This is a genomic window from Novosphingobium sp. (assembly GCF_024642085.1).
Lineage (GTDB): Bacteria > Pseudomonadota > Alphaproteobacteria > Sphingomonadales > Sphingomonadaceae > Novosphingobium.
In genome coordinates, this window is the sequence record NZ_JAHEBV010000063.1 from 50,555 (window position 1) to 71,987 (window position 21,433).

Genomic DNA, 21,433 nt, shown 5'->3' on the forward strand with positions numbered 1-21,433 from the left:
CCGGCATGGTTATCAGTCGCGGCCTCTTGGTCCAGGGTCTTGGCACATCTGCAGGGCCAAGGCTAGCAAGGCCTTGTCGTTGGGCAGGCTGGCTGTGGCCACCTCTCCCCAACCCTCGCCCGCGGCGCTGGCAATCCGGGGGCTCAGCGCGATCAGACGCAATAACGAACGGCGGATGCCATTGGTGACGCACTGCGCCGCCAAGTGCCGCGCTGCCTCGGCCGAATGGAGCGCGATCATAGCCGGGGCACGCAGCAAGGATGCCAAATCGGGCGGCATTGCCCGCGGCACGCTGGCATAGACCACGCGTTCTTCCATCGTGACACCCTTGGGCAGATTCAGCGGTACGCGCTCATCCCCGGCAAGCCGGAGCAGGCGGCGATGGACTGGGTCAAGGTCTGCAAGCATTCCCTGAAGCCCGCCGTTGCCCGTGGCTGTCACAGAAAATCCGGCTTCGTGTGCGGCAGCGGCGGTTGTGACACCCACGGCATATACGGGCAAATCGCGCAATACACTCAAGCCTTTACCGCCAAGGCGGAAGGCATTTGCGCTGCCGCCCAGGATGGCATCGAAATATCCTGAAATCGGGGCTTCCCAGCTTTTCGCGACGACTTCGAATAAGGGAAAGCCGTGAGCCTCCAGCCGTACCGCTCGCGCTGCCGCCAGGCTGGCGCTGCAGCCGGGTTCGGGGCGAATTACGACCAGTGGCACCATTGTTCAGTCTCCTTGGCTCCCGACGAAATGTTCCCGGATCGACGGCACCGCACGCGCAAGCAAATCTGCAGCAAGAGCCGCCGGGCCCGCCGCATCTTCTGCGGCAAAGCTGCGCGCGCCGTCTACCCGGTCCCGCCCATCGGGGCTGAACAGCGCGGCACGCATGGTGATAGTGTTGCCTTCGCGTCCGCTAAGCACAGCGACCGGACTGTGACAATTGCCCCCGAGAGCAGCCAGCAGACGGCGTTCGGCGTGAAGGGCTTCATTGCTTGTCCGATCGTCGATAGCGGACAGGATTGCGAAAGTCTCGCCATCATCGCTGCGGCACTCTATCGCGATGGCACCTTGACCCGGGGCGGGTAGCCAGATTTCAGGGTCAAGCGGGGTGCCGACTGAACCTTGCCCGGTGCGGTTGAGACCGGCGAGTGCCAGCAAGGTCGCATCCGCCTCGCCAGCCGCCAGCTTTGCCAGCCGGGTCTGGATATTGCCGCGAAATGTGATCACGCGGCAATCCGGCCGTGCGTGAAGAACCAGCGCAGCGCGTCGCGGAGCACTGGTGCCAATCAGCGCGCCCGGCCGCAGTTCGGCCAGACTGGCTACGCCGACCAGTACATCGCGTACGTCTTCGCGCGGCAGTACGGCCGCTATGGCAATGCCGGCAGGTCGAATAGTTTCAACATCCTTGGCCGAGTGGACCGCGAAGTCGATTGTTCCGGCCATCAGCCAGGCGTCCAGTTCTTTGGTCCACAATGCCTTTCCCCCGGCGTCGGCCAGCGAGCCAAGCACCCGGTCGCCACTGGCGGTGACAGGCACGATCTCAACCGCAATACCCGGGTGAGCCGCCTGTAGACGGTCGCGCGCTTCTTCAGCCTGGGCCATTGCCAGAGGAGAACGGCGGCTGCCGAGTTTCAGGGGACGGTCAGGCATGTGTTCTTGTGCTAGCCCGCAATGGCGGTAAGGGAAAGGGGACATGGGGCTGGTCCTGGGCATTGAATCGTCATGTGACGAAACCGCAGCAGCGCTGGTCGATGAAGGCCGCCGTATCGTTGCGCAGCGTATAGCTTCGCAGGATGAAGCGCACCGCCCCTTTGGCGGCGTGGTCCCTGAAATCGCTGCGCGCGCCCATTCCGAGCGTTTGACTCCGCTTATCGCGGCCACGCTGGACGATGGCGGGGTCTCGCTGCGCGATATCGACGCAATTGCAGCAACGGCCGGCCCCGGACTTATCGGCGGGGTGATGGTTGGCCTGGTCACGGCCAAGGCCCTGGCCCTGGCTGCTGACAAGCCGCTGATCGCGATCAACCACCTTGAAGGCCATGCGCTCTCTCCCCGGCTGTCCGATCCGAAGTTGCAGTTTCCTTATCTGCTGCTGCTGGTTTCTGGCGGGCATTGCCAGATACTGCGGATTGATGGGGTGGGGCGCTACACGCGGCTGGCTACCACAATCGACGACGCTTTGGGTGAGGCATTCGACAAGACAGCCAAGATCCTTGGGCTGGGCTTTCCTGGCGGACCGGCGGTTGAACGGATAGCCGCCGCCGGCGATGCCAGCAACGTTCCCTTGCCGCGCCCGTTGTTGGGCAGCGCAGAACCGCACTTCTCCTTCGCCGGCCTAAAAAGTGCTGTTCTGCGGGCGCGGGATTCTGAAAAATATGACCCGGCCGATATCGCTGCGTCGTTCCAGCAAGCGGCGATCGATTGCGTTGTAGACCGCAGCCGGCGCGCGCTGCAGTCAAGCGACACGCCAACTGCACTGGTTGTCGCAGGCGGCGTTGCGGCAAATAAAGCCGTGCGTGCCGCTCTCGAGAATCTGGCGGCTGAGTTTGGCCTGCCTTTCGTCGCCCCACCTTTGGCGCTCTGTACCGATAATGCAGCGATGATTGCCTGGGCCGGTCAGGAGCGGCTTGCCATGCCGCGCTTTGCGTCTGATCCACTTGACATCGCGGCTCGGCCACGCTGGCCGCTGGATCCAAGCGCTGCGCCGGTGCGCGGCGCGGGGGTCAAGGCATGAGCCGCGCGGCGATCGGGGTAATTGGTGCGGGCGCCTGGGGCACCGCACTGGCCCAAAGTCTGGCCAGCGACGGCGGGGCAGTGTTGCTGTGGGCGCACGAACCGGAACTGGTCGATGAGATCAACAGCGCCCACACAAACAGTCTGTTCCTGCCCTCAGCTAAGCTGGCATCGTCAATTAGAGCGACGTCCGACCTTGCCACTCTGACCGATCTGTCAGTCCTGCTGGTTGTGACTCCGGCGCAACATCTGGCGCGTGTGGTGGCGGGCCTTGCCGATGTACCGCGCGACCTGGTGCTGTGCTCCAAAGGAATCGAGGCCGGCAGCGGTCGGCTGATGGCGGAAGTGGCAATGAACGCAGCGCCGGCGGCTCAGATCGCCGTGCTGTCCGGTCCGACTTTCGCGCATGAAGTTGCCGCCGGTCTGCCCACAGCGGTAACGCTTGCCTGCGGCGGCGGTGAGCCGCAGTGGGAGCGGCTCGCGCAGACGATTTCGCGCCCGATGTTGCGGCCCTATTATTCCGATGACGTGATCGGCGCGGAAATCGGGGGCGCAGTCAAGAACGTGCTGGCGATCGCCTGCGGAGTGGTTGACGGGTTGGGGCTGGGCCAAAACGCGCGCGCCGCGCTGATCGCACGCGGCTATGCCGAAATGGTCCGCTTTGGCCTGGCGCGCGGAGGGCGCGCCGAAACGCTGGCGGGATTGTGCGGATTGGGCGATCTGGTACTCACGTGCTCGTCCACTTCGAGCCGCAATTTTTCGCTCGGCAAAGCACTGGGCGAGGGTATGAGCGCGGCCGAGGCACTGGCTGGCAAGAACAGTGTTGCTGAAGGCGCACATACCGCCCCCGTGCTTGCGCTGCTGGCTGAACGTGAGGGCATTTCGATGCCGATTGTTACAGCGGTCAGCAGACTGCTTCGCGGCGAGATGCCTGCGCGCGATGTGGTAGCCGATCTATTATCCCGCCCCTTGAAAGCCGAAGGTGAGCCGGGATGAGCGAGGATCCTGCCGCCCCTGACCAGCAACAAAAGGATATCCAGGCGCTGGCCAAGGGTGGGCGCACCAATTTCTTGGGTTTTCTGCTTCGCCTGGCGGCGCGTTTGCCGTTCCTTTTCATCGCCGGACGGCTATATGGTGCTGAATCGCTCGGCCGCTTTGCCCTGGCTCTGGTGGTAGTCGAACTGTCAGCGCAGCTGTGCACGCTGGGGCAAAAGCGCGGGCTGGCCATGCGGCTCAGCCACGAACGTGAGCATCCCGCCAACGCCGTAGCCGATGCCATGCTGCTGGGCGGATCGCTGGCCTTGTTGGCCACCGTGGTGATCTATCTGTTCCCCGACGTCATGTTCAATGGTGCCTACACCCAGGAAGAACGTCTGGTGGTGCTGGCAATTCTGCCGCTGACCCTGACCGAGATCGCCCTGGCGGCACAGGCTTATCGTTTCGACATTGCTACTTCGGTCCGGGCCCGAGCATTGGTTGAACCGTGGACCTTGTCGATCATGTCGGGGGTGCTGTTCTTCGTCTATCGCCAGGCGGGGCTGCTAATCGCCTACAACCTTTCGGTCATGGCCGCGGCAGTGACCGCGCTGTGGCCGATGCTTCGAACTTATGGCTTGCCGCGCCAATGGAAGCCGCATCCCCTGGCTATCGGCCAGCTGGCAATCGCCAATCTGCCGCTGGCTGCTGCCGATGCGATTGAATGGGGAACGCGGCGGTTCGACATATACCTGCTCGGCTTCTTTGCCGGGGACAAGGCAGTTGGGGTCTATTACGTAGCCCAGCAAATTGCTTCGGTCCCGCAAAAGCTGAAAACCAGTTTCGAACCGATCCTTGGCCCGGTGATCACCCGCAATCTGAAGGAACAGAACTTCACGGCAATAGCACAGCAGGTTTGCCAGGTCGGCTTCTGGATCACGGCTGCCCAAGCCGGAGTGGCGCTGGCGCTTGGGATACCGGGCGAAGGCGTGATGGGCCTCGTCGGCCCGCTGTTCGTCGGCGGCACTGGAGCGCTGTGTTTCCTTTTGGCGGCGGAAGTTTCTGCAGCCACTGCCGTAGTTAGCGAAGCCGTGCTGATCTATGTCAAACGGATACAAAATCTGTGGGTCAGTCTGGCCACGCTGGCCATTCAGGCTGCCGCGACCATTGGCCTGATAAAACTGGTTGAGCGTTTGGGTCTTAATGACAATTACAAGGCGGCGATGGCCGGGGCGGGGCTGATGGTTGCGCTTGCAATGGCCAGCTGGGTCAAATCTCGGTTGCTTGCCCGGTTCTTGCACCAATCGGTCAACAACTGGCGCTGGCCGCTGGTTTGGGCGGCGGCGCCCGCGGTGGTGCTGGGCTGGGCGGTGACCAGCTTTCTGCCTGAATGGGCAGAACTGGCATTCGGCATTCCCACGATCCTCTTGGCCTATGGGTTTGTCATCTGGCACAAGGGCTTTGGTCCAGAGGACCGTGTGCTGTTCCGCCGCAACGTAGGCGCCTGAAGGATAGGGAGCGGACGATGCTGCAACAAATTCAAGCGAACTGGATAGTTCTTGCTGCGGTGGTGGTCGCCGCGCTGTTTGTAGCCTGGTGGATGCTGCGACGGGCCAGCCGCGCGCCTGCACGGCGTGAATACAAACCCGATGTGCTGGATGAAGGGCAGGCTCCTGCAGCGCGCAATCAGGCGCTGATCGACGCGCCGCCGGCAGCAGTGGTGGTCACGCCGCTACCTGGCGCCGGGATATTGGGCGGCGTTGCCGAAGCCGTCGCGGTCGGCGCGCAGGACGTCATCGAAGAAGCTGCGGCGGCTGGCGATGATCTTTCCCGCATCAAGGGGCTGGGGCCCAAGCTCCAGGCGCTGCTGCCCACACTTGGTATTACCACGTATGCCCAGATCGCAGCGCTCGACGAAGCCGGGCTGGCGGCGCTGGACGCCAAGCTGGGGCCGTTTGCTGGAAGACCGGCGAAGGATAATTGGGCTGAACAGGCGCGAATGCTGGCTGCAGGCGATTTACTGGGCTTTGAAAGTAAGTTCGGAAAGATCTAGCTGACGGTTTTCCAGAAGGCGGCAAAATACAAAGCCACGCCGCCAACCTTAGACAAAACCAGAGTCACATCGAAAAGCCCGCGTGACATCACCTTGTCCCGCACCCTTTTACCGTCCCCACTTCTTCTGACTCTTCCCGAAGCGCGTCTTGCGCGTGCCTGGTTTTCCCTCGTTGCTGCGCCCAACGATCGGCGCGCGTTTGTCGGGGTCGGGGATGCCAAGTTCGTCAGCCTCTAGGCGCCTGATTTCATCACGCAACCGCCCCGCTTCCTCAAACTCAAGGTCGGCGGCTGCGTTTCGCATCTTCTTTTCCAGGTCTTCGATATAGGCGCGCAGGTTGTGACCGACGAGGTTGTTGGCGCCTTCGGCATCGATCTCGACGAGCACGCCGTCGCGCGATGCAGTGTCCGCAACGATGTCGTGAATGCTGCGCTTGATCGTTTCGGGCGTGATGCCGTGTTCAATATTGTACAAGTGCTGCTTTTCACGGCGGCGGTCGGTTTCCGCCATGGCGCGTTCCATGCTGCCGGTTATCCGGTCGGCATATAGGATTACGCGGCCGTCGACGTTACGCGCCGCGCGGCCGATTGTCTGGATCAGTGACGTTTCGCTGCGCAGAAAACCTTCCTTGTCTGCGTCCAGAATACAAACCAGCCCGCATTCGGGGATATCCAGCCCTTCGCGCAGCAAATTGATCCCGACCAGCACGTCGTATACGCCCAGCCGCAGGTCGCGGATCAGTTCAATGCGTTCCAATGTTTCGACGTCGGAATGCATGTAACGCACCCGCAGCCCAGCCTCATGCATGAACTCGGTCAGGTCCTCGGCCATCCGCTTGGTCAGTGTCGTGACCAACGTGCGATACCCTTTGGCGGCAGTCTGGCGGCATTCCTCGATGCAATCCTGGACCTGATCCTCAACCGGGCGAATGGTTACTGGCGGGTCGATCAGCCCGGTCGGGCGGATCACCTGTTCGGCAAACACCCCGCCTGATTGTTCCATCTCCCATCCGCCTGGGGTGGCCGATACCGCGACGGTTTGTGGGCGCATCGCATCCCATTCGTTGAAGCGAAGTGGGCGGTTGTCGATACAGCTGGGCAGGCGAAAGCCGTATTCGGCGAGCGTAATCTTGCGGCGGTGATCGCCTTTGCTCATCGCGCCGATCTGAGGCACGGTCTGGTGGCTTTCATCGACGAACAGCAGGGCATTGTCGGGCAGGTATTCGAACAGCGTCGGTGGCGGTTCGCCCGGCAATCGACCCGTCAGAAACCGCGAGTAGTTTTCAATACCTGCACAAGAGCCGGTAGCAGCAATCATTTCCAGGTCGAAATTGGTGCGCTGTTCCAGTCGTTGCATTTCAAGCAACTTGCCCTCGACTTCCATTTCCTTGAGCCGCTCGGTTAGTTCAAACCGGATCGCATCGGCGGCCTGCTTCATCGTCGGGCCCGGCGTGACGTAGTGCGAATTGGCGTAGACCCGCACCGATTTAAGGGCATTGCCCGCTTTGCCGGTCAGCGGATCAAACTCGACGATGCTTTCGATCTCATCGCCAAAGAACGATACACGCCAGGCCATGTCTTCGTAGTGTGAAGGAAAAAGCTCAAGATTGTCGCCGCGCACGCGGAAATTACCGCGCGCAAAGGCTGCATCATTGCGCTTGTATTGAAGAGCAACCAGCTTGCGGATCAGTTCGCGCTGATCGACCGTTTCGCCAGCCTTTATGTCGAACACCATCGCCGAATAGGTTTCGACCGAGCCAATACCGTAAAGGCACGAGACCGAGGCGACAATGATCACGTCGTCGCGTTCCAGCAGGGCGCGGGTGGCCGAATGGCGCATCCGGTCGATCGCCTCGTTCACCGAGCTTTCCTTCTCGATGTAGGTATCGCTGCGCGGGACGTAGGCTTCGGGCTGATAATAATCGTAGTAGGAAACAAAATATTCCACCGCATTGTCGGGGAAGAAACTTTTCATCTCCCCGTAAAGCTGGGCGGCGAGGATTTTGTTAGGGGCCAGGATAAGTGCAGGGCGCTGGGTGGCCTCGATAACCTGGGCCATCGTAAAAGTCTTGCCGCTGCCGGTTACGCCCAGCAGCACCTGGGTGCGGTCATCGGCCCGCACGCCTGTTACCAGGTCAGCAATTGCAGTGGGCTGGTCACCTGCTGGCTGATATTCAGACGATATGACGAAACGCCGCCCTCCGTCCGACTTTTCGGGGCGCGCGGGCTTGTGCGGGACGAAGTCGCCGGAAGTATCAGGCTCGTCGAGGCCCCGGCGGATTATGAGTTCGGCCATGCGTCGGGATATGGAGGTTTATGGTTTGTTCTGCAAGGTGGCTGCGACGCGTCCCGGGCAGGGACGCGTAGGCATTTCGCACCTGCACCATCGGTCTTGCTTTGCGACCTGTTCTAAGAGATATTTTGACCGCAGGGCCGCCGAATCAGACGCGTAAAAAAGACGCGTACACCAGGGATTTTGGGTGCGGGCGGCCAATGATGGACCGCTGCTGTGCGCCCGTTGCGGGGGTACGATGAACGTTCCGGACATCTTCATATCCTATAATCGAGAGGATACTGCCTTCGCCCAGGCCTATGCCGACGCGTTTACGGACGCGGGGCTTGAAGTCTGGTGGGATGCAACGCTGCGTTCGGGAGAGGATTACGACGCAGTCACCGAAGACGCTCTGCGCAAGTCCAAGGCCGTAGTCGTGCTGTGGTCGCCGCGTTCGGTCAATTCGCGCTGGGTCCGAGCCGAAGCAACAATCGCCGACCGCGGCCAGCGGCTGATGCCGGTAATGATCGAGGATTGCGAACGTCCGGTGATGTTCGAGCTCAAACAGACTACTGATCTGGCGGCGTGGAGAGGCGATACCACCGATCCGCGGTGGACGGCATTCATCTCGGATGTGAAAGGCCGCATTGGCCAGTCACCCGGCGATGCGCCTCGCCAGAGCCGTCCGCTTGCGCCCCTCGAACCGGCTTCCCGCACAATGGCCGCAACGACTGCGCCGGAATCCGCGTTGAGCGGGGATGATCGGGCGGCGGTAGCTGTACTGCCCATTGCGTGCCGAGCAGGCAATGCCGAGCTGGAACTGATGGCGGAGGATCTGACCGAGGATTTGACCCGCGAACTGGCCTACAACCGCTATGTTCGGGTCATTGCCGCAGGGACCATGGCAGCCTGGCGGGGCAAGGCGGTTGATCACAAGAGCCTGGGGCGGCAGCTGGGTGCACGCTATCTGGTCGATGGAAAGTTGCAAGCCAGTGGAGGTGGCATGCGGCTGACCGCTCAACTGGTTGATGCCGGTACAGGCAATGTGCTGTGGTCCAATCGCATGGTCTCCACCCCGGAAGACCCCGATTTCAATCACGATGCCTTGCCGGTAGCTGTCGCACTGCAGCTGGCCGAACAAATCGTGACGCGTGAGGAATCGCAGGCTATGGCCCGCCGGGCGCCCTTCTCCGCAACTGATCGGATCCTGCGCGCGTCGGCGTTGCTGCGCCGCGACGATGAGACGAGCGCGCAAGGTGCGATTGACGAGGCGCGACAGGCTATTGAACAGGAACCGGAAAGCGGGCTGGCCCATGCCATGCTCGCCTCGGGACTTGCCGCCCTTGCGGAAAGCCGCGGCGCGGCACCAAATGAAGAGCAGATTCGCGAAATCCAGACCACCACGCGCCAAGCCATGCGGCTCGATGGGAACAACCCGACAGTCCTGATGGCGCTGGCCGCAGCCTATCAGGGCCTGGGCGAATATGAGATATGCCGACGTTTGGCGCGCCGCACGGTCGATCTCTGGCCAAGCTCGCCCACATCCTATCGCATGCTGGGCGATTCCCGGCGAATGCTGGGCCGTCCAGCCGAGGCGATCGAGGCTTACCGAAAATGGGAGCGGCTGGCCCCCTATGATAGCAGCCGACATATTGCGCTGACGAACCTCGGTACCTGCCTGCTGCTTGAAGGACAGGGGGACGAGGCCGAAGCCGTGCTCGATCAGGCGTTGATGCTTAACCCGGAATACCAGATCGCACTTGAATGGAAGGCAATCGTCGCCGAGCATCTGGGCAGACATGCTGATGCAATCGCCGCCGTTCGGCAGATCCGTTCAAGCGAAGCTGCGATGCCGCTGGACCGTCATGTCTGGCAGATCGAACGCTATGAACACTTGCGCGAGCGTACGGCCGCCCATGCCGCGACGTTGCGGCGTTTGTGGGCCGAAGCGGGCGGCGAACCGGGCGTGCAAGTCCGGCCGGAGGAACTGAAGGAAGCCGCTGCGCCCGTGCCGCTTGCTGAACCGGCAAAAGCTGCAATGTCGCCTGAAGAAGCCGGTTTGGTCGATGTCCTTGATGATTATGCTACGACTTTTCCTGCAGAGGATGCCGTACCAGATGACGCACCCGAACCGGCGGACGTTCTTATGTTCGCGTCGGCCCCGGCTGCGACCCAGGTTGTCGTGCCAGAACCTTTCGTGGTCATGTCGCCAAGGACCGGGCCGAAGGCTGCAAATGATGATGGCGCTGCTGTAGCAGTTCCGCCACGCCGATCAGCCTGGCCGCGAATTGCCGGAGTCGTCGGCGTGCTCGCGGTTGTAGGGACAGGCGCTGCGGCCATGCTGGGCGGCAACGGAAAGTCGGCGTCGGCGGATTCCAGTCCTACCTTCGCGGTCGCCAAACTTCCGGCTGGCTCTGCGATAGCGCCCGCCGCGGCAATCGTGCCGGCGGCTGGCATGGAAGGTGAAAGCGAGCAGATCGAACCGATCGGCCAGGCGCTGACATCGTTGATCACCGCCAGCCGCAGAGCCAGACGACCAACTGCCGAAGTGGCGGCGCTGGAAGGGGGATTGCAAGCAATGGCACCGCTGCTTGCCCGGATGAAGGCAACGCCAGGCGACGAGATGGTATCGGGCCAATTGCGCGACATTGCGATCAATCTGGTCAGTCCGCAGGGAACTGCGCTTTCAGCCGATGCCAATCGCTGGATTGCCGAGCAGGAGCGTCAGGCCGCTGCAGCCAGCCACAAGCTTTCGCCAGATGGCGCAGCCAGCGTCGACCGGATGCTGAACCGGGCCCGCGGCCCGCGCGCTGAACTTGCCGCAGCGGTCGGCAATGCAGGCCAGGCCCCGGATGCACTGTCGGCGATTACCGCCGGGCAAAAAGCTCTTGCAGCCTATGGCCGGGTTCGCGCCGTTTCAGTGGCAGGCACAATCGGCGTGGCCAGCGCCAAGACTGCTGTGGCGGTGGCTGCTGCTGATACGGCAAAGGCGCAAAACCGCCTGTCGTCGATGCGTGCCGAACTCGGTAATGTGCGCAGCGAACTGGCCCGGCTGTCAAGCCAGGCGGCAGGCATGACCCAAGTCGAGAAACCCGGCCTGTTCGCCTCTGGCGCCAAACGGCAGTCACACAAGCTGCGCAAGGATAATGCCGACCGGGTCCGAGCTTTGCTGGCTGAGGCTGATCAGATTGTCGGAGCTTCAAACGGCGTGACCGATCCGGGGATGCTTGCATCCAGCGTTTCGCGCCTCAATGGCCTGAAAAGCCAGGCCAGTGGCCTGGTCGCGTCCTCCAATGCGGCGTTGAAAAGCGCGGCTGCTGCGCCTGACGACAAATAAAGCGCGGCTGCGAAAAAGTAGCGCCAAGGTCGCTCCCACCCGCGATCCATGCCACACATCACATTTGGCCATCGAAGGGTCGAGGGGGAACAAAATGGGACACGAATTGAGCCGATCAGTCGAAGGGCTGACGGTACTGGTCACAGGGGCGGCAAGCGGGATGGGGCGAGCGACGGCTGAGGTCTTTGCGGCGGCCGGAGCACAGGTGGCGCTGACCGACCTGTCGGGCGAGGCCGTGGAAACAATTGCTGCGCAATTGCGGGGAAGTGGTCACAGGGTGCAAGGCTGGGCGCTGGACGTAAGTGACGCCGATGCCATCCGCGATTGCACGGCCTCGATCGCTGACCATTTCAGCGGGATCGATTGCCTGGTCAACAACGCCGGGATCAGCGCGTTCTGCCCGATCGATGATGACGATCATTATGACGAGGTTTGGGAACGAGCGCTGGTGGTGCTGCTGACGGCGCACCAGCGTTTGGTGCGTGCAGTGTTGCCGCACCTGCGCGCTTCGTCCTGCCCGCGCATCGTCAATATCGCATCAACCGAAGCGCTTGGTGCGACCAGCCGTGACAGCCCCTATTGCGCTGCGAAGGCCGGTGTGACGGGGCTCACCCGCGCGTTGGCCGTGGAACTGGGCAAGGAGGGGATCACGGTCAACTGCATTTGCCCTGGCCCCATCGATACCGGGATGACGGCCAATGTGCCAGGCGCCGACAAGGCCACCTTTGCCCATCGCCGCACTGCGCTGCGCCGATATGGCCTGGCCGAGGAAGTTGCGCACATGACGCTAAGTCTGTGCCTGCCCGCGGCCAGCTACGTAACCGGTGCGGTCATTCCGGTCGACGGTGGTCTTATGGCCCGCAACGCCTGATTCGTGCCAAGCCTATTCTGGATAAATGCCGCCAAGCACCTTTGAAAAATGATCGGCGATGACCGAATTGCAGCTGCAAGCCGTCTGCCGCAGTGCGTCTTCATCAAGGATGACCAGTCGCCCGCGGCGGATGTCGATGATGCTGCGCGCCTTGAACCTCTGCAGAACGCGGCTGGCATAGGTTCGCCCTACACCCAGCAGTTCGCCAAGCTGTTCCTGGGTGATGGCCATATCGTTGGTCCCGGTTCGTTCGATCGCGGCGGTTAGCCAGCGGGCAACGCGCTGTTCGATGGTGTGAGTAGCATTACAGGCAACCGACTGAAACACCTGCGCAACAAAGCAATCGGCATAGCGATTGAACAGCCGACCGACCGAAGGCAGATCCTCCTTTAGTTGTTCCAGTTCGCGCAGCGGGATTTTCAGGAATGTGCCGCCGTGAAGAACGGTTGAGCGGGCGAATGCTGGCAGACGGCCGTGGCTGACGATACCGCCCAGCGCCCCTTCGCGGCCGACAGTCGCCGTTTCAACCGCCGCGCCGTCATCCATTACCACATAGTATGTGGCCATCGCCGCGCCGCAGGGAAAATAGCAGTATTCGATCGTGTCGCCGGGATCGTAGAGCGTGTCACCCTTGGCAAGTTTCTGCTTGGAGACGCGGGTTGAAACCCGGGCGCGGTGATCTTCGAACAGCGCGCTTAGCAGATCGTTTGTTTCAATGCTCATCACGGTATCCAGCGGAAAGGGCTCCAGTATACGGTGATAAGAACGCTGCTTGCGGATTGTTCCCGGCTTACGCGCACTAGTGAGCGGACAAATCTGTAGACTAGTCTACATACGCGCTCTCCTGAACCGTGGAGCGCAACAATGTCAGAGGGTTACGTAACCCCGGGCCGACGCGCGCTGGTCGTTGATGATAACGGGCTTGTCGCGCTCGATACCCGTGAAATGCTGATCGAACTGGGCTTTACGCAAGTCCATGTCGCATCACGCGGCGATCAGGCGCTGGAACACGTCGCGACAAGCCCGTTCGACTGGGCGCTCGTAGACGGGACGCTAAGAGGCGGCGATCTTGAAAACGTTGTGGCGGCGCTCGACCAGGCCGGTGTGCCGTTGGCCTTTGTTAGCAGCCTGGGTGACGGATCGGACATCGCGCCTGCGTGGGCCGAGCGGGATTTTATTGCCCGGCCGTATGGCAAGCGCGAACTGGCGGCGCTGCTGTCGCGCTGGCGTTAAGCCGCCAGCGTTAATGCCTCGTACCGTTCAAGGTGTGCATCGGCGCTGCCGAACTGGTTTTCGATCATTGTCGCACGCTTGAAATAGTGCCCGATCGCGAGTTCCATCGTGATGCCGATGCCGCCGTGCGTCTGCACGGCTGACTGACCGACAAACTTAATACTGCGCGCAACCTTGGCCTTGGCCAAACTGACCGCAGCCTTGCGTTCGGCGGCAGGCAGGCCCAGCTTGAGCGTGCCCATCAATGCCATTGATGCGATCTGTTCAGCTTCGACCAGCATGTCGGCCATGCGGTGCTGCAAGGCCTGAAACTTGCCAATCGGCTGGCCGAACTGCTTGCGCTGCTTAGTGTATTCAACCGTACCATCCAGCAGCTTTCGAGCGATCCCGGTGCCTTCGGCGCAGACACCCATGGCTGCTTCATCTGCAATCCGTTCGATCAGATCGATCCCACCGGGCAGCAGCGCCTCGGCCGGAATAGCGACGTTTTCGAAATAGACTTCAGAGGCGCGGAACCCATCGACGGTCGGATAATCGCGGCGAGTTATCCCGGCGGACTTGGCATCGACCAGAAACAGTTCGACGCCGTTCCGTTCGCGGGCAGAGCCGCCAGTGCGTGCGGTGACCAGCAAATGCGAGGCCCACGGTGCAGCATAGACCACCGCCTTGTGTCCGTTTAGAACAAAACCACTGCCGTCCGCCTTCGCGGTAGTGGAAACACTGGCCAGATCATAGCGCCCGGTGGGTTCGGCATAGGCCCAGGCGATCACGCAATCGCCTGAGATTATCTGAGGGATGACTTCAGCGGCCAAGGCACCGCCGACAGCCGTCAACGCGCCGCCGCCGATCACTACCGTCTGCAGCCACGGTTCAACCGCGATGACCTTGCCCAGTTCTTCCATCATGATCAGGTTTTCAAGGTATCCGCCGCCCAGGCCGCCGTATTCCTCGGCAAAGGGTGCGCTGGTCAGGCCAAGTTCGCTAGAGAGCGCCCTCCAGATGCCGGGATCGCGGCCTTCGGGGCTGGCCAGCATCTTTTTGCGGGTTTCAAAGTCATAGGTGTCGGCAAGGAAGCGCGACAGCGTGTCGCGCAGCATGTCCTGCGTTTCGGTATAGCTCAGGTCCATGTCAGTTCCTTAAAGGCCCAAGACCATCTTGGCGATGATGTTGCGCTGGATTTCGTTCGAGCCGCCGTAAATCGTAGTCTTTCGCATGTTGTAATAACCCGGCGCGGTGCGGTGGGCCCAATCGGGTCCGATCGGATGCTCGTTATCGCCTTCGCCAAAGCCGCGGAAGTAAGGGGCTCCGTAATGGCCGGCCGCCTCAAGCGCGAGTTCCGTAAGGCGCTGCTGGATTTCGCTGCCCTTGATTTTCAGGACCGAGCTTTCTGGCCCGGGTCCGCGGCCGGCAGCTTCGCCGGCCAGAGTGCGCAGTTCGGTAAACTCCAGCGCGGTAAGATCCATTTCCAGCTCAGCGACCTTGCGGCGGTAGAATGGATTGGCCAGCAGCGGCTTGTCGCCGTCGATCTCGGTTGCTGCAATCTGGCGGATCTTTTCGATCCCGCGCTTGGAAGAGGCCACCCCGGCGATACCGACGCGTTCGTGAGCAAGCAGGAACTTGGCGCAAGTCCAGCCCTTGTTCTCTTCGAAAACGCGGTTTTCGACAGGAACGTTGACGTTGTCGAGGAACACCTCGTTCACCTCATGCTCGCCGCCCAGAGTGATGATCGGACGCACTTCGATTCCGGGTGACTTCATATCGATCAGGAGAAAACTGATGCCTTCCTGCATCTTGGCATCGGGATCGGTGCGGACCAGGAAAAAGCCCCAGTCAGCATGCTGCGCCATGGTGGTCCAGGTTTTCTGTCCGTTAACGACATAGTGATCGCCTTCGCGCACAGCCTTGGTGCGCAGCGAGGCGAGGTCCGATCCAGAACCCGGTTCAGAATAGCCCTGGCACCACCAATCCTCTCCCGACAGGATGCGCGGAAGGAAATGAGCCTTCTGCTCAGGCGTGCCGAAGGTATAGATGACCGGCCCGACCATGGTCAGGCCGAACGGCATCAGACGGATGCAATCGGCGCGCGCGGTTTCTTCGGAAAAGATGAAACGCTGGGTTACGGTCCAACCAGTGCCGCCGTATTCAACCGGCCAGGCCGGGGCTACCCAGCCTTTTTTTGCAAGAACGCGGTGCCAGGAAAGGAAATCTTCCTTGGTCAGTTCATCGCCTTCATCCTGCTTACCGCGGAGCTGCGCGGGATAGTTGTCAGCGATGAACTTGCGCACTTCGTCGCGGAACGCGATTTCTTCGGGGCTGAATTCCAGATCCATGGCTCTCTCCGGTTCATGTCTTGCTGGCAGATTGGCGCAGGTTCGCGGCCGCTGCAAGTGATCCGTTGCAACGCAGGATGTACTTTCGGGCGTAGCGCTCCGCTTGCGCCTGCCTGCCGTAGCGGAAGGCGCGTCCAGAAGCTGGACTGAGTACCGGTATTGCCGGGTCCGATTGCTGGCAGTCGCGCGGCAATCGCGCTGCGACTCGCTCCTGGGCAAGTGCGTTGGCAGGGGCCGCTGCGCCTGTTAGATTGCCGTTACCATCTCAACAAAGTGAGCAAACCGATGCGCCTGTTGAACTCCGTTTACGGTCTGGTCGTGATCTTGGCGCTGGGTGGCTGCAATTCCTCCTCCGACACCCCGAAGACAGCTGATGAGGTGAAGACCGAAGTGGCACGGATGGAACGCCCCGAGCCGGGTATGTACCGCACCACTATCAACGTTCTTGATGTAACGATCCCCGGCATGGACGCGGCGCGGGCGGAGCAAATGAAAAAACTGTTTGGAACCACTTCCAAAAGTACCGAGGCTTGCCTTACCAAAGCTCAGGCGGACAAGGGCTTCGAAGAACTGAACAAGCGCGCCGCGCAAGGCGATTGCCGTTATGACAACTTCAAAGCCGACGGCGGCAGGATCGACGCCCGGATGACCTGCAAGACCGGCCGGGGCATGACCATGACCTATGACATGCATGGCACGTTCACATCGACCGGGTCACAACTGAAAATGGCTTTCGACGCGTCGATGATGCCAATGCCCGGACGAGGCATGCATATCGAGGCAGAAGTCAAGAATGAGCGTATCGGGGATTGTCCCTGAGGAAAAAATGATGAACCTGTCTTTTGACGGACCTCTTGCCCGGCGTTTGCGGCTGGCTACGATGCCCGCACCGCACGGTGTGCGTGGACCATCGTTACGGCTGTGGCTGGGCGAAGGGCTGCGGATCATGCCGGCGCTGGGCCGCAAAAGCGCGCCCGTTCCGCCCACCAGCTCCGTGCGGACGGTTATGCTGCTTCCCGGCTTTGCGGCCCACCCGTTTACCATGCGCCGCCTGAGGAGCGCGCTTGATCAGGCCGGCCACCAGGTCAGCGACTGGGGCGAAGGATTTAATCTGGGCCCGGACCCCGACAATCTGCAACGGCTGGAAACACGGATTGAAGCCCTTGCAGCCGAAACCGGGCGCAAAGTCATACTTGTCGGGTGGAGTCTGGGAGGCATCTTCGCACGCGAACTGGCGCACCGGCTGCCTGACACTGTCGCGGGCGTCGTTACCATGGGTACTCCGTTTTCCGGGAACCGGCACGCCAATAACGCTTGGCGGACCTATCATCTGATCACTGGCCACGCAGTCACCGATCCTCCGGTCAACGTGGATTTCGGGCTCAAGCCGCCGGTGCCGACCGTGGCTTTGTGGAGCACGCGCGACGGCATCGTCGCGCCGCGCTGCGCTTGCGGCAAGCCGCAGGAGCGAGATCGGGCGATCGGCCTGCGCTGTACGCACTTCGGCTTCTCCGCCGACCCGCGTGCAATTGGAGTAGTGCTTGACCTGCTGGATGGCGGACAGGACTGGGCCTAGGCCAATTCTGCGCCTTCGCAGTTGCAGCAAGTGCTTGACTCTTCCCTGACATAGGGCAGTCATTGCATCGACCCATGAGTAAAAAGCCAACCTGCTATGATGAGATGTATGGTCCCGACGGGGCCGTGCGTCCGGGCTATGCCGGATATTGCGAATGGTACGGTCAGCAGGACGTGAACGTGCTGCGCCGCAAGGGCAAGGAAGCTGAAGGTTTCTTCAGAACAACCGGGATCACCTTCAACGTTTATGGTGACGATGCGGGGGAGGAACGCCTGATCCCCTTCGATATGGTGCCAAGGATCATCACTGCGGCTGAATGGCGCAAGTTGTCGCGCGGGATTGAGCAGCGGGTGAGGGCGCTGAACGCCTTTCTTCATGATATCTATCATCGTCAGGAAATAGTCCGCGCCGGACGGGTGCCCGAACGCCTGATTGCGCGCAACGCCGCGTTCCTGCCGCAGATGGTCGGATTGAAACCACCCGGCGGGGTATACACCCACATCGTCGGAATCGATCTTGTTCGCACCGGACCCGACGATTTCATGGTGCTCGAAGACAACGCCCGCACGCCCTCAGGCGTCTCCTACATGCTGGAGAACCGCGAGACGATGATGGCGATGTTTCCGGAACTGTTCAGCCGCCTGTCGGTTTGCCCGGTCCAGGATTACCCCCGCCGGTTGGCCAGCAGCCTTGCGGCCTGCGCGCCGTCATGTGCTGGAGAACGACCGGTGGTGGCGGTGTTGACGCCGGGAATCTATAATTCCGCTTATTTCGAGCATGCCTTTTTGGCCGACCAGATGGGCGCCGAACTGGTTGAAGGCAGTGATCTGCGTGTGGTCGACGGACGCGTCGCGATGCGCACAACGCAAGGCTATCAACCGATCGACGTGCTGTATCGCCGGGTTGACGATGAATATCTTGATCCGTTGACCTTCAATCCGACCTCTATGCTGGGCGTGCCGGGGATCATGGACGTCTATCGCGCCGGTGGGATCACTATTGCCAATGCGCCGGGCACCGGGATTGCTGACGACAAGGCAATCTATTCGTTCATGCCCGAAATTGTCGAGTTCTATACCGGTGAAAAGCCTTTGCTGCAGAACGTGCCGACCTGGCGTTGCAGCGAAAAAGACAGTCTCGACTACGTGCTTGATCACCTTGCGGAACTGGTGGTCAAGGAAGTCCATGGATCGGGCGGCTATGGCATGCTGATTGGTCCAACCAGCTCAAAAAAAGAGATCGAGACGTTCGCCGCTAAGCTGCGAGCAAAGCCGTATAACTATATTGCCCAACCGACCCTTGCGCTTTCCACAGTGCCGATCATGACCAAGGCTGGCCTGGCTCCGCGCCATGTCGATCTGCGCCCGTTCGTGCTGGTATCGCCAAAGGGAATAGAGATCACACCGGGCGGATTGACGCGGGTTGCGCTCAAGCAGGGATCGTTGGTGGTGAACTCGTCGCAGGGCGGCGGGACCAAGGATTCGTGGGTTCTGGAAGATTGATGGGGATGCTGGGGCGGACTGCAAAAGGTGTTTTCTGGATGGCCCGCTATCTTGAGCGGGCAGAAAATATGGCGCGTCTGCTTGACGCCGGACACCGCATGGCGCTGACCCGTGATGCTGTGATCAGCCAGAATGAATGGCGCTCGGTGGTGGAAACGGTTGGACAGACGGCTGCGTACAAACAAAGCCACGGTACTTACACCGGTATCCAGGTGTGGAACTTCCTGCTGCGCGAAAAAGGCAATGCGCAGTCCGTCCTGGCGATGATCGAAAGCGCGCGCACCAGCGCCCGGTCGGTGCGTACCGCATTGACCCGCGAAGTATGGGAGGCGATCAACGAAAGCTGGATGACTCTGAGCGCGATGCTGGCAAAGCCGGTGCGCGAGGTATCCCTGGGTGAAGTCCTTGCCACCATCCGGCGCCAAGCGACTTTGGTACGCGGCGCGGTCGAAGGATCAATGCTGCGAAACGAGAATTTCAACTTTTTCCGGATCGGCACCTTCATCGAACGCGGCGACAACACGGCGCGCATTCTGGATGTTAAGTATTACGTCCTCCTGCCTTCGCTCGCCTGGGTTGGATCCAGTCTCGACAATGTCCAGTGGGACAGCGTGCTGCGCTCGGTTTCGGGTGAGCGGGCATACCGCTGGCTAAATGCCGGAGCGATGGACCCGCGCGGGATTGCGCAATTCATGATCCTGGACCGGCGATTTCCCCGCAGCCTTGCGTTCAGCATGGACAAGGTTCGGTCAAATCTGGCCGGTCTGGCCCACCAGTATGGCCAGGAAACCAGCGCCCACGAACAAGTGCGAGCATCAGGATCACAATTGCACGGCCTGTCAATCGACGGCATCTTTGACGATGGGCTGCACGAGTTCCTTACCCAGTTTATCGCCTGCAACCGCCAGGTTGCCCAGGCGATCGAGCGGGACTACCGCTTCTATGCCTAGGATAACCACCTGATGCGCCTGCGGATCGAACACGTGACGCGCTATAGCTTCTCAAAGCCGGTAGTTCACGGCCTCCAGCGCCTGCGACTGACGCCAAAGCATACCCAAGGGCAAAAAGTCGTTGAGTGGCAGATGAACCTTGCTGGCGCAAAGGTAGAGCTTGCGTATGACGATCACCACCACAACCGCACAACGCTGGTGTCTGTGGAAAGCGGCGTCACAAGCGTTGAAATTCGGTGTGCAGGCACCGTTGTCACCGCCGATAATCATGGCATCATCGGCCAGATTTCAGGGCACATGCCGCTGTGGGCGTTCCTGACGCAGACCGCTTTGACCAAGCCGGGTCCACGCATCCGCGCATTGATGGCAGAAATCGATGTGCCGAAGTCCGAACCGCTAGCCATGTTGCACAGCCTGTCGGCGCTGGTCAGGGCCAACGTGGTTTATACGACCGGCGAAACAGGTGTCCAAACGGCCGGCGAAGAAGCGGCGGTCCTGGGCAAGGGCGTTTGCCAGGATCATGCCCATATTTTTATCGGAGCAGCGCGGGCGCTGGGTGTGCCGACGCGCTATGTTTCGGGCTATCTCATGCTGACCGACCGCATTGAACAGGAAGCCGGCCATGCCTGGGTTGAGGCCTATATCGACCACCTTGGCTGGGTGGGTTTCGACGTTTCGAACGGAATAAGCCCGGATGAGCGCTATGTCCGTGTCGCCACGGGCTGTGATTACCGCGAGGCCGCACCCGTCACCGGCTTGTCATACGGAGCTGGGGAAACCGTGCTTGAAGTGCGCCTGGCGGTTGAACAACAGCACGCGCAGCAGTAGGTCTGGCCCAAAGCCGGGGAATCACGTGTGACTTATTGCGTTGGAATGCAGCTCGACCAGGGGCTGGTGTTGATGAGCGACACCCGCACCAATTCGGGCGTCGACAACATATCCGTGTTCCGCAAGATGCAAAGCTGGTCGGTCCCCGGTGAACGCATCATCACAGTCATGACAGCCGGTAACCTGGCTACTACCCAAGCGGTCATCGGGCTGCTCGAAGAACGCAATAAGGCGCCGGAAGAACGGTTAAACACGTTGTTCAAGGCGCCGACCATGTTCGAAGTGGCAACCCAGATTGGCGCCTTGCTGCGCGACACCATTGCCAAGACCAACGCGATCAACCCCGCGCCTGAGGGACAGACCGCCAGTACCAAATTTACGGCATCGATCATCGTGGCGGGCCAGATCAAGGGCATGCAGCCGCGGCTCTACCTGATTTATCCCGAAGGCAATTTCATTGAATCCGGGCCCGACACGCCTTTCTTCCAGATTGGCGAAACCAAGTATGGCCGGCCAATTATTTTGCGCGGCTATGACAGCGACATGAGCTTTGAAGACGCGGTCAAGCTGCTGATGGTCAGTTTCGATTCGACCATCAAAGCCAACCTTTCGGTGGGTCCGCCGCTGGATCTGATGGTCATCAGAAAAGACAGTTTCGAGCCACTGCACGAACGCCGGATCGCTCCGACAGATCCCTATTTTCTGGCGGTTTCTGCCGGGTGGAGCGAGGCGCTGAAAAACGCTTTCCACGCGCTTCCCGACTACAGCCTCTATTCGAAATAA

General features: G+C 61.0%; 19 protein-coding genes. 13 read left to right on the forward strand and 6 right to left on the reverse strand.

Going from position 1 to position 21,433, the window contains the following annotated elements:
• Nucleotides 1-12: 12 nt before the first annotated feature.
• Both Q0L62_RS13230 and hemC read right to left on the reverse strand, forming a co-directional pair.
• Nucleotides 13-714, reverse strand: coding sequence for a uroporphyrinogen-III synthase (locus Q0L62_RS13230; protein WP_296680687.1), 702 nt, complete (start codon nt 712-714; stop codon nt 13-15).
• A gap of 3 nt (nt 715-717) precedes the next feature.
• Nucleotides 718-1,641, reverse strand: coding sequence for a hydroxymethylbilane synthase (gene hemC, locus Q0L62_RS13235; RefSeq protein ID WP_296680690.1), 924 nt, complete (start codon nt 1,639-1,641; stop codon nt 718-720).
• A 43-nt stretch (nt 1,642-1,684) separates the two neighbouring features.
• On the opposite strand from hemC, the gene tsaD reads away from it, so the two are divergent.
• From tsaD to Q0L62_RS13255, 4 genes are read left to right on the forward strand one after another with little or no spacing between them, the layout of a single operon-like run.
• Nucleotides 1,685-2,725, forward strand: a complete 1,041-nt coding sequence (gene tsaD / locus Q0L62_RS13240; protein WP_296680692.1) for a tRNA (adenosine(37)-N6)-threonylcarbamoyltransferase complex transferase subunit TsaD — start codon at nt 1,685-1,687, stop codon at nt 2,723-2,725.
• Complete coding sequence (locus tag Q0L62_RS13245) at nt 2,722-3,720, forward strand: NAD(P)H-dependent glycerol-3-phosphate dehydrogenase (RefSeq protein ID WP_296680695.1); 999 nt, start codon at nt 2,722-2,724, stop codon at nt 3,718-3,720. Before tsaD ends, Q0L62_RS13245 begins: the two co-directional genes overlap by 4 nt.
• Nucleotides 3,717-5,207 carry a lipopolysaccharide biosynthesis protein gene (locus Q0L62_RS13250; protein ID WP_296680699.1) on the forward strand — a complete coding sequence of 497 codons (1,491 nt, stop codon included), beginning with the start codon at nt 3,717-3,719 and terminating at the stop codon, nt 5,205-5,207. The genes Q0L62_RS13245 and Q0L62_RS13250 overlap by 4 nt, the downstream gene beginning before the upstream one ends.
• 17 nt (nt 5,208-5,224) lie before the next feature.
• Entirely contained in the window at nt 5,225-5,752 is a 528-nt protein-coding gene (locus tag Q0L62_RS13255) for a hypothetical protein (protein WP_296680702.1), read from the forward strand.
• Between the two features lie 108 nt (nt 5,753-5,860).
• On the opposite strand, the gene uvrB is transcribed toward Q0L62_RS13255, so the two are convergent.
• Nucleotides 5,861-8,047 carry an excinuclease ABC subunit UvrB gene (gene uvrB, locus Q0L62_RS13260; RefSeq protein WP_296680705.1) on the reverse strand — a complete coding sequence of 729 codons (2,187 nt, stop codon included), beginning with the start codon at nt 8,045-8,047 and terminating at the stop codon, nt 5,861-5,863.
• 235 nt (nt 8,048-8,282) lie between these two features.
• Here uvrB and Q0L62_RS13265 point away from each other — a divergent pair, with 235 nt between their 5' ends.
• Nucleotides 8,283-11,360: a TIR domain-containing protein gene (locus Q0L62_RS13265; RefSeq protein ID WP_296680708.1), complete on the forward strand. Its 3,078-nt coding sequence runs from the start codon at nt 8,283-8,285 to the stop codon at nt 11,358-11,360.
• Between the two features lie 94 nt (nt 11,361-11,454).
• The gene (locus Q0L62_RS13270; protein ID WP_296680711.1) at nt 11,455-12,231 is read left to right on the forward strand and encodes an SDR family NAD(P)-dependent oxidoreductase; all 777 of its coding nucleotides are present in this window, start codon (nt 11,455-11,457) and stop codon (nt 12,229-12,231) included.
• A 12-nt stretch (nt 12,232-12,243) separates the two neighbouring features.
• On the opposite strand, the gene Q0L62_RS13275 is transcribed toward Q0L62_RS13270, so the two are convergent.
• Nucleotides 12,244-12,954 (reverse strand): Crp/Fnr family transcriptional regulator, encoded by a 711-nt coding sequence (locus Q0L62_RS13275; RefSeq protein WP_296680714.1) that lies wholly within the window; start codon nt 12,952-12,954, stop codon nt 12,244-12,246.
• Between the two features lie 141 nt (nt 12,955-13,095).
• Between Q0L62_RS13275 and Q0L62_RS13280 the strand changes: the two genes are divergently transcribed.
• Nucleotides 13,096-13,464: a response regulator gene (locus tag Q0L62_RS13280; protein ID WP_296680718.1), complete on the forward strand. Its 369-nt coding sequence runs from the start codon at nt 13,096-13,098 to the stop codon at nt 13,462-13,464.
• Here the strand turns inward: Q0L62_RS13280 and Q0L62_RS13285 are convergent.
• Nucleotides 13,461-14,591: an acyl-CoA dehydrogenase family protein gene (locus Q0L62_RS13285; protein ID WP_296680721.1), complete on the reverse strand. Its 1,131-nt coding sequence runs from the start codon at nt 14,589-14,591 to the stop codon at nt 13,461-13,463. The two genes, Q0L62_RS13280 and Q0L62_RS13285, sit on opposite strands and share 4 nt — an antisense overlap.
• Nucleotides 14,592-14,600: 9 nt before the next feature.
• A complete protein-coding gene (locus Q0L62_RS13290) occupies nt 14,601-15,794 on the reverse strand; it encodes an acyl-CoA dehydrogenase family protein (RefSeq protein WP_296680728.1) in 1,194 nt (397 codons plus the stop codon).
• A 285-nt stretch (nt 15,795-16,079) separates the two neighbouring features.
• Between Q0L62_RS13290 and Q0L62_RS13295 the strand changes: the two genes are divergently transcribed.
• The 6 genes from Q0L62_RS13295 to Q0L62_RS13320 all read left to right on the forward strand — a co-directional run bounded on the left by Q0L62_RS13295 (nt 16,080) and on the right by Q0L62_RS13320 (nt 21,433).
• Nucleotides 16,080-16,613 carry a DUF3617 domain-containing protein gene (locus Q0L62_RS13295; RefSeq protein WP_296680729.1) on the forward strand — a complete coding sequence of 178 codons (534 nt, stop codon included), beginning with the start codon at nt 16,080-16,082 and terminating at the stop codon, nt 16,611-16,613.
• Nucleotides 16,588-17,370 carry an alpha/beta hydrolase gene (locus tag Q0L62_RS13300; protein ID WP_296680732.1) on the forward strand — a complete coding sequence of 261 codons (783 nt, stop codon included), beginning with the start codon at nt 16,588-16,590 and terminating at the stop codon, nt 17,368-17,370. The genes Q0L62_RS13295 and Q0L62_RS13300 overlap by 26 nt, the downstream gene beginning before the upstream one ends.
• 74 nt (nt 17,371-17,444) lie before the next feature.
• Entirely contained in the window at nt 17,445-18,872 is a 1,428-nt protein-coding gene (locus tag Q0L62_RS13305) for a circularly permuted type 2 ATP-grasp protein (protein ID WP_296680735.1), read from the forward strand.
• A gap of 5 nt (nt 18,873-18,877) precedes the next feature.
• Complete coding sequence (locus Q0L62_RS13310; protein WP_296680830.1) at nt 18,878-19,822, forward strand: alpha-E domain-containing protein; 945 nt, start codon at nt 18,878-18,880, stop codon at nt 19,820-19,822.
• Between the two features lie 12 nt (nt 19,823-19,834).
• Nucleotides 19,835-20,650, forward strand: a complete 816-nt coding sequence (locus tag Q0L62_RS13315; RefSeq protein ID WP_296680738.1) for a transglutaminase family protein — start codon at nt 19,835-19,837, stop codon at nt 20,648-20,650.
• Between the two features lie 27 nt (nt 20,651-20,677).
• Nucleotides 20,678-21,433 (forward strand): proteasome-type protease, encoded by a 756-nt coding sequence (locus tag Q0L62_RS13320; protein WP_296680741.1) that lies wholly within the window; start codon nt 20,678-20,680, stop codon nt 21,431-21,433.